This is a genomic window from Dyadobacter sp. 676, assembly GCF_040448675.1.
Taxonomy (GTDB): domain Bacteria; phylum Bacteroidota; class Bacteroidia; order Cytophagales; family Spirosomataceae; genus Dyadobacter.
In genome coordinates this window covers 3,680,775-3,698,223 of record NZ_CP159289.1, presented here as the reverse complement: position 1 = coordinate 3,698,223, position 17,449 = coordinate 3,680,775, and the positions used below count along the sequence as shown (strand labels likewise).

The following is a 17,449-nucleotide window of genomic DNA, read 5'->3' as shown; positions in this document are numbered from 1 at the left end:
TATCCGAAGTGAAAGCACCCGTTTATGTTTTCGAAAATACGTAACTCCTGTTTCCTTTTGACAATCCTTTCATTTTCCGCCCCCCGGGCCATGAGCGCAACCGACAGTTCCGCGGTAGATCCCTCTGTAAAGAAAATGAACGTCTACTTTATCAGCGGCCTGGGCGCCGACGAGCGCGTGTTCACCAAGCTGAAACTCGACCCGCGGCTGAATGTGAAGTATATCAAGTGGGTAAGGCCTTTAAAAAAGGAAACATTGCAACATTACGCAGCCCGCCTGAGCAAGCAAATCGATACTTCGCAGCCTTTCCAGCTGGTGGGCCTTTCTTTCGGGGGGAGTGGTTGCGTCGGAAATCGCGGATGTGGCTTGTCCGCAACAAGTTACGCTCATTTCGAGCATGTCGACGGGTGTCCCGCTTTCGAAATTTTATCAGTTAATGATACGGTTTTTACTCATGTCGCCTCTGTCGGCTCCGTTGCTGAAATCCGCTAACCGGATTACCTACGGATATTTCGGGGCCGACACGCCGGAATTGAAGACGTTGCTAAAAAAAATCCTGCACGACACCGATAGTAAATTCCTGAAATGGGCACTGATACGCATGAGCGGCTGGGACCGTAAAGAGAAGGTCGAAAACCTGTTCCATATCCATGGCTCCGCCGACAAGCTGATTCCCATCGTGATCGTAAAGCCGGACATTGTAATCGAAGGCGGCGGGCACTTGATGGTGTACGCGCAAGCCGATCAAATCTCGAAGATCCTCAACGACCGGCTCACGACCATTCATTCAGCAGAATAATTTTGCCGATATGATCGCTGCTCTCCATTAATGCATGTGCTTTCGCGGCATCGGCAAGGGGAAAAGTGGCGGCAATTACGGCTTTGAACTGCCTTCTTTCCAAAACCGGCCACACATGTCGGTATATTTCCGATGCCAGCGCGGTTTTAAATGCATGGTCACGGTTCCGCAATGTGCTTCCTGTAACCGTCAAACGCTTGCGCATAATCAGGCCAAAATCCGCAGCATCCGGCCCAGGGACCTTTCCTCCTTTCATCGTATTGATGAAAACCAGCCTGCCTTCCTCGCGCAGCAAACGGAGGTTTTTGGGAATGTAATCGCCACCGACCATGTCGAGGATCACATCTACGCCTAATTTTCCCAGCGCTCCTTCGAAATCGGAAGTTTTATAATTAATGCTAATATCGGCGCCCAATGCATTACAAGCCGCGCATTTTTCATCCGACCCAGCCGTGGTAATGACTTCCGCACCGAATGCTTTGGCAAGCTGAATGGCGGTAATGCCAATACCGCTGCTGCCTCCGTGTACCAAAAAGCGCTCGCCTGCCTGCAACCGGCCCCTTTGGAACACATTATGCCAAACGGTAAATACAGTTTCGGGCAGCGAAGCCGCCTGTGCAAAATCGAAACCCTCGGGTACCGGCAGGCAATGCCCCGCCTGTGCAAGTGCATATTCCGCGTACCCCCCGCCCACGAGCAATGCGCATACGCGATCCCCCGGCTTCCACCGGGCCGCATCCGCTCCGACTTTTTCTATTATCCCGGCTACTTCGAGTCCGGGAATGTCCTGCGGCGCACCGGGTGGCGGCGGATAATTGCCTTTTCTCTGAAAAACATCCGGCCTGTTAATACCCGCGGCGTAAATCCTGATCAATACTTCCGAACTGGTGGGCTGCGGGATTTCGCGTTCCTGCGGCTGCAAAACTTCCGGTGCGCCGGGATGGGCTATCACAATGGCTTTCATGAATAGATCTCCTTACCGAAAGGTGCAAACGAAAGGCTCATCAATTTAAAATGCTGTTTCGCAAACGGCAGGCCGATAATGGTGATGGCAAGCAAAATGCCAAAAACCAAATGCGTCAGCGCGATCCAGATGCCGCCCAGAAAAATCCAGATAATGTTGAAAACGGTCGACAAACAGCCCGAATCGCCGGGCACCTCCCGCACATGCTGCCCGAACGGAAAAAGCGTCATGATACCTATTTTAAAGCATTGGATACCGAAGGGAATGCCGACGATCGTCAGACAAAGTGCGAGCCCCGCGGCCATGTATTCGATAAAAACGACAAATCCGCCGAAAATAAGCCAGATAATGTTCCCAATGAGGTTCATGACGCGATCGGTTTGATGTAAGCAACAGGTTAAAACTAATTCCGGCAGCAACTAATGTGCCGGATTTTAGATAAGCGGCTCTTCTACAAAACGGTCGGCCGAAATCGCTGACTTCCAGTTGTCTATTTTCAACAACCTGAAAAACTCCTCTTCTTCGATTTCCTTCACCCCGCCGGGCGGCAGGTCGCCCAGTTCCAGGTCCTCGATACTGGCCCGAACCAGGCGTTTGCAACGATGGTTGGCTTCCCGCACCATCTTACGCACCTGGTGATATTTCCCCTCCGTAAGCGTAATGCTCAGCCAGGTATTCGGCACATCCGGCTGCGTTTCATTTTTATGTCTGGTCAAAATCGCCGGTCGTTCGATGATTTCCACTTCGCAGGGTGCTGTGGTGTAATACCCGCCCCCTTTTACACGAATGGGAATGCCCGTGCGTAGCAACTCCACGGTTTCAGGCGCCACGACGTGGCCAACATTCACCCAGTAGGTACGCTTGTGTGGCACTTCGCCGAGAAACAGCAAATTGGTAACTCTCTTGTTGGTGGTGAGGATCAGCAGCCCTTCCGAAAGGCTGTCAAGTCGGCCTACTGCATGCGTTCCTTCCGGAAATGCAAAATCCAGTTCCCCCAGCAAACGCACATCGTGCGAGCTGACGAACTGGGAAACCATGTTGGGTGGCTTGTTGATAATGAAGTAGCGGTGCGAAGTCATCGGTCGTTAAAATCCCACTCCAAATTTTCCGGATTCTGATTACTATTCCAAATCGTCAGAATATGTATTTCTGATTCGGTTTCCTTATAATCAGAAAATAATCCCGTACGATCTTGATACCGACATGGTCGACGCTTGTTCGTTTTCCTATATTGGGGAACATAGATATTAATTACGCTGCGTCCTTAAAAAGCCGGTTCAGTCTCCGGCTATAAGCTTTGGATTTGTTTCTTCGAATCCAGTATTCCAATATTTCCTTTCTATCAGTGTGCTCTGGCGGACCAGATTACTTGTTTAGCCATTCGTCTATTTCTTTATCCGCCTCATGATTGGTTAGATATGCACCACTTTTGATTTGTTGTCTTGCTTCTGCTATTGCCTCCGTCTGTTCCCGATTCAAATCGTAAGGCTCCTCGATATCGGTTTCGGCTCCCAGCAGCCGGTAAGCCTCCGCCGGAATATCCTCATTATCGATGCTCCTGATTTTATCGATCAACCGTTCTTTCAATCCTGTTGTAGCCATTTCCCTGATTTTTGGTTATCCGAATATACGGGTTTTTACTCCTATTCCCTCACTTCTTATGTCCCGCCTCATAATGCGCCTGCAACAGGTCTTCCCCGAAATCGCTGGTCAGATCGCGTACTACCGAGTGAATATGGTTGCCGCCGTTCTGCGTGTTGTCGAATTCGATCAGGAATGTAGGGCCGTGGATGCGATAGTAATGCCCGTGGCCGGTACCGATTTCGGGTTGCTGGTCGCCGAGCCAGGCAAAATGGATTTTGTCGAGACCGTTCTTTTCAAGCTCGGCCCACTGTTGGTTCTTTAACGTAACATGATAGCGCTGAAGGTAAGCCATAACCAGTTTTTTGAATATCGCCTTCTGTCCGCATCGAGTTCCCCCATGGCAATGCCTTCCATTTTTGCCAGTGAGGCCTTTCTTGCATTGGAAGTAAATATTTCGTTCGGTGCTTTAGGCCCAAGATTCGCTTTCGCCAGTTGGGAGGCGTCTAAGCTATGAAGCAGCTCGAAAGCCATATCCTGTTCGGCTTTGAGAATACGCCTGCCCTTTTGGGGCACGTCGGCCATTACCACGCCTGGGTTACTGCCCATAAAACTGGGTGTATAGGTGATCTGGTTGTCTATCGACGAAAAATGCAGCGACAAATGGTGCCCTTCGACGCGCCAGCCCCACGGTCCATTGCCTGGTTCGCCAAAAACGAGGAATGCATAGTTCCCGGGATCGCGGTAAGTATCGTTGGCCGGGCGGGATTCCACCACGCGAAGCACATTTTCGAGGTCGATGATCTGCTCGGCTTTGTTGTACCCTTCCTGGCTAAGCACTACGCGGATCATCTCCATGGCGGCTTTGCGCTGGGCGGCGTTCATCGTTTTAAAAGTGATCCCTTTGCGGGCGCGGGGTGTAAAATTCCAGTCAAAACGGGCCAGGTCCGCGTAGGGAAGCTCCGTTTCTTTTCGCTGCCCGGCCGAAAGCGTTTTCAGAAACCCCGTTACTGCCGCCTGCATTTCCCGGGCAAGCTTTTCATCATTCGGGCCATTCCCGGCCGGCGACTTGCTTCCAACAGCCGGATTGCCGGTTTGTGCTAGCATTAATCCGAAAACCAGACACCAGACTAACTTTTTCATATCGTTTCGGTTGAAATAAATCTTTGGTTGTTACCCCTTAAAAGCCGCCGGCGCATTCGTTTCTACCTGGAAACGACCATTGCTTCTTTCCCGCGTATTTTCCCGCGAAAGGCGTTAGTTTTGCGGTTTATCAGAAGAAACAATATGATGCAGTGGGAAAAATTGCTGTCCGCTAAACGCTGGGGCAGTGAAGACAAATACAACTCCGACCCGACCGAAGCGCGCTCGGAATTCCAGCGCGATTACGACAGGCTGATCTTTTCATCGCCGTTCCGCCGTTTGCAGAACAAAACACAGGTTTTCCCGCTCCCAGGCAGCATTTTCGTTCATAACCGGCTCACCCACAGCCTGGAAGTAGCGAGCGTGGGCAAATCGCTCGGACGGATGTTTTACAATCATCTGCAAAGCCACGATCCCCGGGTTGACGAGACTTTACCGCTCATCAGCGAAATCGGGAACATCGTATCGGCGGCATGCCTGGCCCACGACCTCGGGAACCCCGCTTTCGGACATTCGGGGGAGGCGGCGATTTCGCATTACTTCACCGACGGCGAAGGCTCGAAATACCAAAATGACGTGACCGAAGCACAATGGGCCGATCTGACACATTTTGAAGGTAACGCCAACGCCATCCGAATTCTGACACATCCGTATGCGGGTAAGGGCTACGGCAGTTTCGCGCTGACTTATTCTACCCTCGCCGCCATCGCCAAATATCCATGCGAATCACTCGCCGGGCATCGTAAGGCGAATATTTATACCAAAAAATACGGCTTTTTCCAATCAGAACAACCTGGTTTCCAAAAGATCGCCGCGGAGCTCGGGCTTTCGCAGGTTTCGGAATCCCCGCTGGTTTACAAAAGGCATCCCCTGGTATATCTGGTGGAAGCGGCGGACGACATTTGTTACAATATCATCGATCTCGAGGATGCGCACCGTTTGAAAATCCTTTCCTACCAGGAAGTCGAAGCATTGCTGCTCGCGCTTTGCAACGATCCGCGAATGGAAGCCAGGCTTGCCGGCATCGAAGACGATGACGCGAAAATAGGCTTGCTGCGTGCGAAATCGATCAGCACGCTCATAGGCGTCTGCTCGGAGCTGTTTATCAATGAACAGGAAGCAATTTTGAATGGCGATTTCAATGCAAGCCTCATCGACCGCATTCCAGAACCACACCGGTCTGCGATGAAAGAAATCGAGCGTATTTCCGTTCAGAAAATTTACAACTATTCCTCGGTGGTCCAGATAGAGGTGGCTGGCTACAAAGTAATGGGCGGGCTGCTCGAAGAGTTCGTGCCGGCATACCTTTACAACAACTCGCATTATACCCGCAAACTGGTCGATCTGATCCCGAAACAGTTTATCACCACACGAACAGACACTTATTCCAAAATCCAGACGGTCCTCGACTTTGTTTCAGGGATGACCGACCTTTATGCAGTAGAATTGTTCCGTAAAATCAAGGGGATCTCATTCCCGTCTATTTCGTAGGCGGGCACGGTTTTGCTATCACGGCCGGAGAAGCAGCGCATTATCAGGCAATCAGCCGAGCTTTTTCCAGTCGATTTTGTCGGGACGAAGCGGAAGTTCACGTAAACGGCTGCCCGTTGCATGGAAAATCGCATTGGCAATGGCGGCTGCGGTGGGTCCCTGCGCAGCTTCGCCGGCCCCCATGGGTTCCAGTTCCGGCCGATCGATCATAAAAACTTCCGTATCAGGCACATCTTCAAAACGAAGGATCGGATATTTATCCCAGGAGGTACTGGTGATACCATTTCGATCGTAAAGCACCTCTTCCAGCATCGTCCAACTCGCCGCCTGGATCATCCCCCCGGCAGTCTGATTGACTATTCCTGTACTGTTAATAGCCTGTCCGGCGTCGATTGCGCCGCTCAGCTTCGTAATCCTGTAAGTTTTGCGCTGAGGATCGATCGAGACCTCCGCTTTCACCGCACAATAAGCCGCATTGTTTTTATACCGCGCAAATGCAAGTCCCTCTCCTATATGCTCTCTCTTCCTTTTTCTCCATCCTCCTTTCTCCACCAGCAACTCGATCACAGCCCGTGCCCGCGGGTCCTTCAAATGCATTAGCCTGAATGTCACGGGATCTTTTCCGGCTTTAATAGCCAGTTCATCCATAAAGGATTCCAGTGCAAAAATATTGGCGTAGGCACCCAGGCTTCGGAGTGCCGAAGTCCGTAGCGGGCCCTTATAATCATGCAGAGTAATTTTTTGGGAAGCAAAATCGTATAAAGGCACCGAATTCCGGTGGCTACCGCCCGAAAAGCCGCCTGCTTTAAAACTGAATGGCTTTTCAAGATCGCGCGCCGCCAGCAAATACCCGGCATTACCACCCGGGCGCGTGGAATGCGTGTCGGACCAGATTTCCGTTTGCCAGGCATTCACACGACCGTCCCGGTCAATCCCTCCCTTAATTTTCAGGATCATTGCCGAACCATAAGGCTCCCATTGATGCTCGTCTTCCCGCATCCATTGCACACGCACAGGCCTACCCGGCACCCGCATGGCGATCAAAGCAGCGTCGCCGGCCACATCGTCGGCACCATTATGTCCATAGCAGCCGGAGCCTGGTGTACCGATAATGCGGATTTTATTCTCCGGAAGGCCCAAAAGATGGGAAATTGTCCTCCTCAACGGATACACGCCCTGGCTATGCGACCAGATCGTCAGCAAGCCATCCTTCCATTCGGCAATGGCGCACGAAGGCCCGATGGAGCCATGCATATGATAGGGCCGTTTATAGACCGCCTCCCATGTTACCGTCGCCTCCGCCAGTTCTTTTTCCACATTGTTCTTTTCTTCCACCATTTCGGCGGCTGTCCCCTTCCTCAAAATATCGTCGTAAATTCCGGCAGGCTCCGGCGATATCGCCGGAATATCCCATTTAGCCTTTTCCCGCAACAGCCTCCATGCTTCGATGCTCTGAAACTCATCGTCCGCCACCACCGCTATGAAGCTGCCGTTTCTCACCACCCGAGTCACGTGTGGCAATTTCATAACTTCCTCTTCGGGGACAGAAAGCAGCTTTGCGGAATAGGCAGGCGGACGTAACACCCGCGCGTGGACCATTCCGGGCAATCGCATATCCTGGATGTAATAAGGTTTAGCGGCCGCAATTTGCGCAATATCCAACCGGGTAACCGGCTTTCCGATCAATCGAAATTCGGAGGGCTTTTTCAATGGCGCATTGCCAGTCACTTCCGCTTCGAGCTGCTTACCTTTGATCAAATCCCGGTAGGCGGTCTTTTGTGCCCCATAACTTACAACACCATTCGCAACCGTAAGCTTTTCGACGCTGGTATCGAACCTGTCGGCGGCCAGTTTAAGCAAATAACGCCTCGCTTCGGCGGCAGCCTGGCGGATCGAATTGCCGCTGCCTTCAATGGAACCGCTACCGGCGGTGTATCGCTCGTCCTGCGTCTGCGCCGTATCCGCAATGACGATGCGCACATACTCCATCGGCAAGTCCAGTTCCTCGGCTGCCATTTGCATCAGGGCCGTCCGAATACCCTGCCCGAGCTCCATTTTGCCGGTAATGACCGTTAATAAGCCTTCCGAATCGAATTGCAACCAGGAATCGATCGTCTTTCCATTGCCTGCAACCGGGTGGGAGGCGGCATTATCCGAGCCTGGGAGGTCGAGGAACGGCAACATCTGAAACCCGATCAGCAACCGTCCCGAATTCCGGAGAAACGCTCTGCGGCCCGTTCCAGGTATTTTGCCCGGGTTATTTGCTTCGAATGCGTTCATGATTTCCGGGCATTTGGGTTACCATTCATTTGTGCGGCCGCTTTTTTAACTGCATTGATGATCCGCGTATGCGTGCCGCACCGGCACAAAACGCCATTAAGCGCCTGCCGTATTTCCGCATCCGAAGGTTTCGGGTTATCGGCCAACAGCGCCTTGGCGGATATGATCATCCCGTTCATACAATAACCACACTGTGCCGCCTGCTCATCCACGAATGCCTCCTGCACAATGTCCAATTTTCCGTCTTTCACCAGTCCGTCCAGAGTAGTAATCTCGTAAGCCGCCACCGCCGAACCGGGGACGGCGCAGGAAGGCGTCGCTTTCCCGTTCAGCAGCACCATACAGCTTCCACACTGTCCGATCCCGCACCCATATTTCGGCCCGTTCAGTTCCAGTTTGTTACGAAGCAAATACAGAAGCGGCATGCCCTGCTCCGCTTCCACGCGGTGCTGTTTGCCGTTTACTTTGATGTCGATGATGTCCGCCATGGTTTTCGTGCCCGGTTTGTTGGGATTAATTATAAAACCGCTCCAGAGGGCGAGTCTAATGGTTTGGTCGTGAAAGAATTGAATGGAACTCATCCGATTTAAACCTCCAAATCTGCGAGTATGAAAATCAGGGTGGCTGGAAGGTTAATTAAGCCGATAGATAAATGTAAACTGGTATATTTGTCGTAACTACAAATCAGCTTTTTACCTAACCATTTACAATTTGTAGAATACTCCACAAACCGTATATTTGTAACGATGAAGAAATTCTCTTCAATTCCGGAAGCTTTCGATTGGTGGTTGAAAAATGAATATCCGAAGCTCCCCGCCGATTTGAAGAAAGGAAAACCGGTTTCGGCATGGCGTGACTACACCCATGGCGGGGGTGTTTCCGAAAAACGGATGAGAGAGATATTGACCGAGTTCGGCAAATTCAAGATTGAGACAATCATTACTTTTGAACCTTAGGAGGCTTTTTATTTGGCCTGAATTTGTAGATTACTCTACAAATCGTTTGAACTGATACTTTCAATTAAACCGCATTCAGATATGAACACACCCATTGACGATTCGGATGAAATCGAGAAAAGAACATATGAAATCGTCAAGGCATTCTTCCAAACAGACAGCGCCAGCGAAATAATCGGTTCGCTGCATTTCATGGTCGAGAGCCTTCTTTTTACTGAAAATCTGGTAAATGTAGGGCCGGAAATGCGGGTTCATATCGCCAATCAGCTCCGTGTCGCCAACCTCATTTCCCAACTGGGCGAATGTTACCGGCTCCATGCCGGTAAATAAGTGTCAATTCCGGAGGATGCACGGTTACAGCGTTGCGATAACTTCCCGTTCAGGCTCGCGAAGAGCCTCCTTCCCCCCAAACGTCGTTCTAAATACCTCGTGCCAGCAATTCAAACCAATTCAGGACATGAATGCCGCTAGAACGTTCCTCAACCCGATTGCCCGCGTAAGCTATGTAGCCGGTTGTTGCTCCGCTCAATTTGTTCCAATAAGATATGTTGCCAAAAAACTCGTTGTTGACGGTTTGACCGGCCTTGATCTCCACCGGGATCATTGATAGCCCATTGTCGATGATAATATCAACCTCATGTCCCGTTTTATCCCGCCAATAGTAAAGATTGACCGGTTTTCCCGCATTCGTCCGCTGCTTGACAAGCTCCGTTACCACCAGAGATTCAAAAAGCGCCCCGCGTAGAGGGTGCAGCGCGAGTTGGTCGCTGTTGGAAATACCCAGCAATGAACAAACCAGGCCCGTATCGTAGAAATACACCTTGGGCCGCTTGACAAGTGTTTTGTTGAAATTTTTGAAATGCGGACGAAGCAGGTAAATGATAAAGCTGCTTTCCAGAATACCGACCCATGACTGCACGGTTCTCGTATCTACGCCGGTATCAACCGCAAGCGAGGTAAGGTTCAGTTCCTGGCCATTCCGCCCGGCAAGGAGCCGTAGGAATTTTTCGAAAACGATCAGGTCAGTGATGTTTTTAATTTGCCTGACGTCGCGGTCGATGTAGGTTCGCAGATAATTGGGGAACCAGTCCTCAGGCGGGATTCCCGGTTCGTAAATCGGCGGGTACAGGCCTTTAAAGATAATCTGATCTTCCGCAGGCAAATTTTTGGTCCCGCCATAAAGTTCCTCCGTGCTGAACGGCAGCAAGTTCAGGAATGCAACCCGGCCGGCGAGTGTCTGGGAAATATTTTGTTGCAGCAGAAGTTATTGGACCCGGTTAATATGAATCGGCCCGGTTCCGGCGATTCGTCGAGGATTTCCTGCAAGTATGAAAATAGCTCCGGAGCCCGCTGAACTTCGTCAAAAATTGCCCCGGATTGGTATCTCGACAAAAAACCGCGTGGATCTTCCAGGGCAAATCTACGCGTGTCGGGATTTTCGAGCGATAAATAGGCCTTATCGGAACAGCGATTTCGCCAACGTGGTGTTGCCGGACTGGCGCGGCCCGGTTATCGCCACAGACTTGAATACTTTGGCCAGTTGCCGGATTTTTGATGCAGCTATTCTTTCGATCATTTACCAAAAATAGTCAAACCGGAAAAATATGGAATCAGATTCCACATTTTTCCAGTTTTGACATAAAATCTCTTAGAATCAACGTCTAACAAACAGAAAAAATCCGCGTTTCGGTCGTAATGTATATTTTCCGGTCGTCCGCCAGTCCCATTTGGTAACCGCCCGTGAATACGCCAAAACTCGGCAGGATCGCCTGGTATTTGTCAACTACAAAACATGGTAGTCGCACACTCTGCCGGCCTTTACCGTAAGAGGTAAACACCGGATGGACATGCCCGGCAAAGACAAATTTTGAGATGTCGAATTCCAGTTTCGGGTGATGGGTGAAGACGAAACCGGCTTCCTCGTAATCATTCGCGTACACCCGCAGGTCGCATTCGAGAAGCAGGCTTACGGGCAGGATATCGTGATTGCCCATCACGATGATCATTTCGATGTAGTGATGCCCGGCACGCCATTCACGGAAGGTTTCCCATTCCGAATTATACTGGCTGTGAAAGAGGTCTCCGAGGAATATAATGCGGGTTGCACCGGTTTGCCTGACTATTTCATTCAGCCGCTGAAAATTGTTGGCGGCAGCATTGTTCGGAATGGCGATGCCCTCTTTTCTGAAATGCGTCACTTTGCCCAAATGCAGGTCTCCGATCAGTAATGTCTGCGCCTCCTCCCAAAAAACTGCCCTCTGTGTCAATAATAAAAAATGGTTGCCTCTGATCTCAATCTGCATTACCGTACTGTTTGATCATTTTCTGGATCCTGTCGTCCAGTTTTTCCGAAGTTAATTGCTCCCGGAGCCTGTCGACCATGATCGGGAATGAAAATGGCGTCGGCCTGTCGGTGTGTTGTATGACTATTTTCTGATGTTCGATCCGGGCGAGCGCTTCGCGCATCCGGACTTCTTCAAGCTGGTAGGTGAAAACCTCCTGGTATGCCTGTTTGATAAGCAAATTATTATCCTCATACTTGCTCATCACATTGAACAGCAGCGAAGTGGATGCCTGCAATTGCCTCGTTTTGACATATTTACCCGGATACCCCTGAAACATAAGTCCGGCGATGGCCGCGATCTCCCGGAATTTCCGCTTGGCCATTTCCGTCGCGTTCACACTCTGGTAAATATCGTCCACAAGGTGTTTAGTCGAGAAAAGGTCCGTCTCCGCCAGGATTTCGCCTATATCCACGAACTGATCGCTTAGCAACTCGAAGCCGTAATCGTTCATCGCCACCGAGAATGTGATCGGGCGCAGCTGGCTGATCCGGTAGGCGAGTAAAATCGACATCCCTTCATGCACCAGCCGACCTTCAAACGGGAATATAAAGATATGATATCCCTCTCGGGTTTCGCATTGTTCGATCAGCAGTTCATTGGTTTTCGGAATAACGGAACGCTTTTCCTGCAATTCGAGCAGGGGTTGCATTTTGGCAAGTTCCACTTCCTTATGCGGGTTTTCGATCGCATCGGCCAGGCGCTCGCGGATGAATGCGGAAAGTTGCGAAGACAACGGCATACGTCCTCCGGCCCAACGTACGAGGTAGCCCTTTTTACCTTCGGCCTTTTTCACGGTCACGGTCAATTCATGGATACGCACAAATTCCACACTCATTCCCGCGAAGAAAAATACGTCCCCTGCCTTCATCCACGTCACAAACGATTCCTCCACCGACCCAAGGTATCGGCCGCTCTGCAACTTCACTTTCAGCGAAACTTCCGATACAATCGTACCCATGCTCAGCAGGTGCCGGTGTGCGATGCGCCGGCTCGTCACCAGGTAACGCCCGTTCACACGCTCTACTTTCCTGTATTCGTCATAAACCGTGAGTGACGGGCTGCCCGTGGTAATATATCCCAAAAGCCACTCCCATTCCCCGCGGTTGAGATATTGGTAACCATACGCATTCCGAACCTCCTCGAATAGCTGTGCCTCATCAAAACCTTCCCCTACCGCCAGGGTAATCATCCATTGCGCCAGCACATCGAAAGCGTGCGCCACCGGCGGTCTGTCCTCGATCATATTTTTGATTACGCCCTCACGCAACGACACCGCTTCTATGAGCTCCAGTGCATTGGTTGGACAAAAATAAATCTTGCTATCCACACCGGGGCGATGTCCGCTCCGGCCCGCTCGCTGCACAAAACGTGCAATGCTTTTGGGGCTTCCTACCTGAATAACTGTGTCTACGGGCCGGAAGTCGACGCCCAGGTCAAGGCTCGCCGTGCAGATCACCAATTTCAGACGCTCGTCGTGCAACGCTTCCTCCACCCAATCGCGGATCTCGCGGTCGAGCGATGCGTGGTGCAATGCCATTATACCGGCGAATTCGGGGTATTTTTCAATGATCGTCCGGTACCATATTTCCGTTCCCGACCTCGTATTGGTAAAAAGCAACGTCGTACGGCTCCGGTTCACGACTTCAACCACCTTGTCGACCAACCTGATACCCATATACCCTGACCATGGCAGGGTTTCGACCCTTTCCGGCATAATGCTCTCAACCAGTATCTTTTTATCGGTGTTGGCACGGATGGTTATCGCTTTTTCCTGCGGGAAATGCATGCCCAGCAGCACCTGCCTGGCCTCGTCGAGGTTACCGATCGTAGCCGAAATGCCCCAGGTCTGAAGATCGGGGTTAATCGTGCGAAGCCGGGCCAATGCGAGCTCCGTCTGGGTTCCCCGTTTGCTGCCCATAAGTTCGTGCCACTCGTCTACCACTACGGTGTGCAGGTTTTTGAAAAGCGCGGAAGCGTCCTTTTGCGTAAAAAGCATATGCAGGCTTTCGGGCGTAATGATGAGCGCATCGGGCATTTGCTTTTTCTGTTCATTACGCTCCCGTGCACCCGTATCGCCTGTGCGTATGCTCACACGCCATGTGAGGTTCATTTCCAGCGCCGCCATTTCCATATTCCGGAAAAGGTCCTTCGAAAGCGCCCGGAGCGGTGTGATCCAAAGAACTTGCAGGCCTTTTTTCGTTTTTAACGGTTTTCCAGGAAGCGAATCGATATGCCGGATCAATATCGGCAACCACAGCGAGTATGTCTTTCCGCTACCTGTGGGAGCATTCACCAATCCGCTTTTCCCCGCCAGATATGCCTTAGCCGCCTCTTTCTGAAAGGCCGCCCACTTCCATTTTTTATCTTTAAACCATTGCTCAACAATGCTATGTCCGCGGGATTTGGTCAAGGGATAATTTGGTTATATTTGTTAAACGGGATCAACTACTTAAAGTTATGCTGACAACTGTTGAAGGTGTTTATGAAAACGGAAAAGTGATTTTAAAAGAATCGCCGCCCGTCAAGACGGCCAGTAAAGTCTTGGTAACCTTTATGACCGAAGACAAACCAACATCTTCTGTCCGGAAACGTAAGCTCGGTACCATGAGCGGAACAATTAAGATGGCTGACGATTTCAATGATGATATGAGTGATTTAGATGAATATATTTAATTAATGGCCTACTTGTTAGATACACACACTATACTTTGGAGCCTTGGACAACATCATAATCTTTCTAAGACCGCCAAAACTATCATCGAAGATATCAACTCCGTTTGCTACGCGAGCACCCTCTCCTTTTTCGAAATGTCTATTAAAAAGAAAACCGGCAAGCTTGAACTGTCAGCCAATTTCACGGTACTATGAGGAAATACAAAAAATTGGCGTTCAGATCATCTCTATGAAACCGGAATTTTGATTGTTACGATCAATTACCCTTGTTCGAGAATCACCGTGATCCATTTGACAGAATGCTGATAGCAACCGCCATCACCGAAACTCTGTATGTTATCACGATCGATCAGAAATTTAAGTTTTACGACACTCTAAAAGTAATATGGTGAACAACAGGCAGGCAGATTTAACATTTGATGTCATTTATTTGAGATAAAATCAAAATTATCATAGCAAACACCAGGTCATTTATAATTACCCAAAATCTTCCGCAAGCTGTCCAAACTATCCGCCTCCTCCGCCTTTTTATCCTTCCGCCATCGCAAAATGCGCGGGAAACGGACGGCGATGCCCGACTTGTGCCTCGACGATTCGTTAATTCCCTCAAAACCAATTTCAAAAACCAGCTCCGGCTTTACCGTACGCACAGGGCCAAACTTTTCGAGGATATTGCGTTTGATGAAATAGTCGACCTGCCCGATTTCAGCGTCGGTTAGGCCCGAATACGCTTTGGCAAAAGGCACCAGCTTCCCATCGTCGCCCCATACGGCGAAGGTGTAGTCGGTGAATAGCTCAGCGCGGCGGCCGGAACCTTTCTGCGCATAAATCAACACCGCATCGACGCTCAGCGGGTCGATTTTCCATTTCCACCAGTCGCCCTTTTTCCTGCCTACTAGGTACGTGCCCGTTCTGCGCTTGATCATAAACCCTTCGGCGATGTTTTCGCGGGATGAAGGGTGAAGGTCGCGCAGCTGTTGCCAGTCTTTAAAATCGATCAATGGCGATAAATTAAAATAGGATTGAGCAGGCACGCTCGCATGAATCGCTTCCAGTTGGGCCCGGCGTTGTTCCTGTGTGAGCCCGCGGATATCTACGCCGTTCGCTTCCAGGATATCATAAGCCAGAAAGGCTACGGGCGCCTCTTCCAGTATTTTTTTGGAAAGATTTTTGCGGCCAATACGGGTTTGCAGGACATTGAACGGCATCGGCCGACCATTGGAATAGGTTACGATTTCACCATCGAGCACGGTTCCGCCCGGAAGAACGTCGTTAAGAAAATGCAATTCCGGAAATTTTTCGGTGGATAACTCCTCGCCTCTGGTCCAGATGAAAAGTTCTCTGTTCCGGTGAATAATCTGCGATCGGATGCCGTCCCATTTCCACTCCGCAAACCAGTCGGCTGCGTCGCCAAGGTCGGCCACGTCGCCCTCGATCGGATAAGCGAGGAAAAACGGATAAGGTCTCGACGCATTGTCGTTTTCGCCTTTATCTAATATCAGTCGTTCAAAAGTAGTCTCAATCGGATCCCACTGGCCCATTACGCGATGGGCTATTACGTTGGAATCTGTTTCCGTCGCCTCCGCGAGCGCGCGGATAACGAGCGTCTGCGACACGCCGATACGAAAGCTGCCCATCAGCAGTTTGTTGAATACGAATGTCTCATGTTGCGAGAGCTGTTTCCAGGCCCGGACAATATGATCCCGCTTTTCATCGTCGGCCATACGGGGAAGCATACCGAGGTAACCAAACCATTCGGCCAGCGATTTATCGGAACCGCCTAAACCGGTGCGCGGCAAAAGCAGCGAAATGGTTTCCCCCAGATCGCCTACGCTGTGATAACTTTCCTGGAAAAGCCACATCGGAATTCCCGCCTCTTCCGCCGCCCATTCTTTCACCTGCGTCCGGTTGACTTTAAAGGATGGCCTGCGTCCCGTAAACAACGTCAATGCCCATAATTTGTCATTATCCGGCGCTGAGATGAAATAGTTTTTCAGCAACTCGACTTTCGCATTGGTTTTGTTCGTACGGTCGAGGTTCATGAAAAGCTCGGCAAACTGCTTCATAGCCCGACACTGTTTTTATCCGTATTCGCACCTTCGTCGAGCTCTTGCTTATGCTCTTCATAAGCTTCCAGCCCGGCAGCGGCGTCCTGCACCATCTCTTCTTCCTCATTTTCGTCTTCATTGCCATACATTGTGCTCACTTCCGCGGCTTCGATGCCGTTCTCGTTCAGCCAGCGGGAGAAAATACTGGTATAGCCGTGCGTCACAAATACTTTTTCCGCCTCCGTTTCCCTCACGGCGCGGTTCAGGTCCGGCCAGTCGACGTGGTCGCTCAACACAAAACCCTGATCCACCGCGCGGCGGTTCTTGGCTCCCCTCAGCGCCATCCAGCCCGAGCAATAACCGACCGAGTAAGGGGCGAACTTTTTTATCCAGGTTGTCCCGTCTGCCGACGGCGGGGCAAGTACCAATGCGCCCCGGAACAACTTCCGGTCGGTATCCTTGGTAACCAACGTAAGTTCAGGCAAATCGAAACCTGCTTCACGCAGTCGTTCATTCACCGTGTAAATAGCCCCGTGTGCGTAAAGCATCGAATCCTGCAACCGGATATTTCTTAAAATCCGCTGCATTTTACCCAGCGAATAGCCCATCAGCACGCTGGCTTTGCCCTCCGTACGGTTTTGGGCCCACCATTCGTCGATCTCCGAAATGACCTGTTGCTGGGGCTGCCATTTATAAATGGGCAATCCGAATGTGGATTCTGTAATGAACACGTGACATTTGACCGGCTCGAACGGCGCCGCGAAATGGTCGTCCTCCAATTTGTAATCCCCGCTCGCCACCCATACTTCCCCCTGATATTCGACCCGCACCTGCGCCGAACCGATGATATGGCCGGCAGGATGCAGCGAGAACTTTACGCCGTTGATCATAAATTTTTCCCCGTAGCGCACCGTCTGCAGGTTGATATCCTGTCCTAACCGCAGCCGCAAAATCGGCGCACTGTCGTGATGCGCAAGGTAATGCCGGCTTCCCCAACGCGCATGATCGCTATGCGCGTGCGTAATGATCGCACGGCCGACGGGCATCCAGGGATCGATATGGACATCGGCGACGGCACAGTATATACTTTTGCCGGTAAACTGTAAAAGAGGCTGTTTTGGCATAATCGGGAATTTATCAAAAGTATGCCAAACGTCCCAACCTGTTGC

Annotated in this window: 18 protein-coding genes and 1 pseudogene; 6 read left to right on the top strand and 13 right to left on the bottom strand. The window is 50.9% G+C overall.

The features are described 5' to 3' along the window. The first annotated feature begins 24 nt into the window (after nucleotides 1–24). Together ABV298_RS16690 and ABV298_RS16685 are read left to right on the top strand one after the other, a co-directional pair. A complete protein-coding gene (locus ABV298_RS16690) occupies nucleotides 25–492 on the top strand; it encodes a hypothetical protein (protein WP_353717332.1) in 468 nt (155 codons plus the stop codon). Then, complete coding sequence (locus ABV298_RS16685; RefSeq protein WP_353717331.1) at nucleotides 455–799, top strand: hypothetical protein; 345 nt, start codon at nucleotides 455–457, stop codon at nucleotides 797–799. The genes ABV298_RS16690 and ABV298_RS16685 overlap by 38 nt, the downstream gene beginning before the upstream one ends. Here the strand turns inward: ABV298_RS16685 and ABV298_RS16680 are convergent. From ABV298_RS16680 to ABV298_RS16660, 5 genes and pseudogenes are all read right to left on the bottom strand, one after another. Then, nucleotides 774–1,763, bottom strand: coding sequence for an NAD(P)H-quinone oxidoreductase (locus ABV298_RS16680; protein ID WP_353717330.1), 990 nt, complete (start codon nucleotides 1,761–1,763; stop codon nucleotides 774–776). The two genes, ABV298_RS16685 and ABV298_RS16680, sit on opposite strands and share 26 nt — an antisense overlap. Next, nucleotides 1,760–2,131, bottom strand: a complete 372-nt coding sequence (locus ABV298_RS16675) for a YccF domain-containing protein (protein WP_090157140.1) — start codon at nucleotides 2,129–2,131, stop codon at nucleotides 1,760–1,762. The genes ABV298_RS16680 and ABV298_RS16675 overlap by 4 nt, the downstream gene beginning before the upstream one ends. Before the next feature lie 66 nt (nucleotides 2,132–2,197). Then, nucleotides 2,198–2,842 carry a pseudouridine synthase gene (locus ABV298_RS16670; protein WP_353717329.1) on the bottom strand — a complete coding sequence of 215 codons (645 nt, stop codon included), beginning with the start codon at nucleotides 2,840–2,842 and terminating at the stop codon, nucleotides 2,198–2,200. Nucleotides 2,843–3,128: 286 nt separating this feature from the next. After that, nucleotides 3,129–3,365 (bottom strand): hypothetical protein, encoded by a 237-nt coding sequence (locus ABV298_RS16665; protein ID WP_353717328.1) that lies wholly within the window; start codon nucleotides 3,363–3,365, stop codon nucleotides 3,129–3,131. Nucleotides 3,366–3,414: 49 nt separating this feature from the next. Further along, nucleotides 3,415–4,367: pseudogene (locus ABV298_RS16660) on the bottom strand (DUF3500 domain-containing protein). 147 nt (nucleotides 4,368–4,514) lie between these two features. On the opposite strand from ABV298_RS16660, the gene ABV298_RS16655 reads away from it, so the two are divergent. Continuing rightward, the gene (locus ABV298_RS16655) at nucleotides 4,515–5,978 is read left to right on the top strand and encodes a deoxyguanosinetriphosphate triphosphohydrolase (protein WP_353717327.1); all 1,464 of its coding nucleotides are present in this window, start codon (nucleotides 4,515–4,517) and stop codon (nucleotides 5,976–5,978) included. A gap of 51 nt (nucleotides 5,979–6,029) precedes the next feature. On the opposite strand, the gene ABV298_RS16650 is transcribed toward ABV298_RS16655, so the two are convergent. Continuing rightward, entirely contained in the window at nucleotides 6,030–8,258 is a 2,229-nt protein-coding gene (locus tag ABV298_RS16650; protein ID WP_353717326.1) for a molybdopterin cofactor-binding domain-containing protein, read from the bottom strand. Further along, nucleotides 8,255–8,746, bottom strand: a complete 492-nt coding sequence (locus tag ABV298_RS16645; RefSeq protein WP_353717325.1) for a (2Fe-2S)-binding protein — start codon at nucleotides 8,744–8,746, stop codon at nucleotides 8,255–8,257. The genes ABV298_RS16650 and ABV298_RS16645 overlap by 4 nt, the downstream gene beginning before the upstream one ends. Nucleotides 8,747–9,004: 258 nt before the next feature. Between ABV298_RS16645 and ABV298_RS16640 the strand changes: the two genes are divergently transcribed. Both ABV298_RS16640 and ABV298_RS16635 read left to right on the top strand, forming a co-directional pair. Then, on the top strand, nucleotides 9,005–9,214 hold the full coding sequence (locus tag ABV298_RS16640; protein WP_353717324.1) for a hypothetical protein: 210 nt from the start codon (nucleotides 9,005–9,007) through the stop codon (nucleotides 9,212–9,214). 81 nt (nucleotides 9,215–9,295) lie between these two features. Next, nucleotides 9,296–9,544 (top strand): hypothetical protein, encoded by a 249-nt coding sequence (locus tag ABV298_RS16635; RefSeq protein WP_353717323.1) that lies wholly within the window; start codon nucleotides 9,296–9,298, stop codon nucleotides 9,542–9,544. Nucleotides 9,545–9,632: 88 nt separating this feature from the next. On the opposite strand, the gene ABV298_RS16630 is transcribed toward ABV298_RS16635, so the two are convergent. The 4 genes from ABV298_RS16630 to ABV298_RS16615 form a co-directional block, all read right to left on the bottom strand. Continuing rightward, entirely contained in the window at nucleotides 9,633–10,421 is a 789-nt protein-coding gene (locus tag ABV298_RS16630) for a DUF4143 domain-containing protein (protein WP_353717322.1), read from the bottom strand. A gap of 2 nt (nucleotides 10,422–10,423) precedes the next feature. Beyond that, nucleotides 10,424–10,627 carry an AAA family ATPase gene (locus ABV298_RS16625; RefSeq protein WP_353723199.1) on the bottom strand — a complete coding sequence of 68 codons (204 nt, stop codon included), beginning with the start codon at nucleotides 10,625–10,627 and terminating at the stop codon, nucleotides 10,424–10,426. Between the two features lie 248 nt (nucleotides 10,628–10,875). Beyond that, nucleotides 10,876–11,481, bottom strand: coding sequence for a ligase-associated DNA damage response endonuclease PdeM (gene pdeM / locus ABV298_RS16620; RefSeq protein WP_353717321.1), 606 nt, complete (start codon nucleotides 11,479–11,481; stop codon nucleotides 10,876–10,878). Nucleotides 11,482–11,506: 25 nt separating this feature from the next. Next, nucleotides 11,507–13,969, bottom strand: coding sequence for a ligase-associated DNA damage response DEXH box helicase (locus ABV298_RS16615; protein ID WP_353717320.1), 2,463 nt, complete (start codon nucleotides 13,967–13,969; stop codon nucleotides 11,507–11,509). Between the two features lie 47 nt (nucleotides 13,970–14,016). Here ABV298_RS16615 and ABV298_RS16610 point away from each other — a divergent pair, with 47 nt between their 5' ends. Next, entirely contained in the window at nucleotides 14,017–14,232 is a 216-nt protein-coding gene (locus ABV298_RS16610; RefSeq protein WP_353717319.1) for a hypothetical protein, read from the top strand. A 467-nt stretch (nucleotides 14,233–14,699) separates the two neighbouring features. Here the strand turns inward: ABV298_RS16610 and ABV298_RS16605 are convergent, their stop codons facing one another. Together ABV298_RS16605 and ABV298_RS16600 are read right to left on the bottom strand one after the other, a co-directional pair. Then, the gene (locus ABV298_RS16605; RefSeq protein WP_353717318.1) at nucleotides 14,700–16,298 is read right to left on the bottom strand and encodes an ATP-dependent DNA ligase; all 1,599 of its coding nucleotides are present in this window, start codon (nucleotides 16,296–16,298) and stop codon (nucleotides 14,700–14,702) included. Beyond that, nucleotides 16,295–17,404, bottom strand: coding sequence for a ligase-associated DNA damage response exonuclease (locus ABV298_RS16600; protein WP_353717317.1), 1,110 nt, complete (start codon nucleotides 17,402–17,404; stop codon nucleotides 16,295–16,297). Before ABV298_RS16600 ends, ABV298_RS16605 begins: the two co-directional genes overlap by 4 nt. Nucleotides 17,405–17,449: the final 45 nt, after the last annotated feature.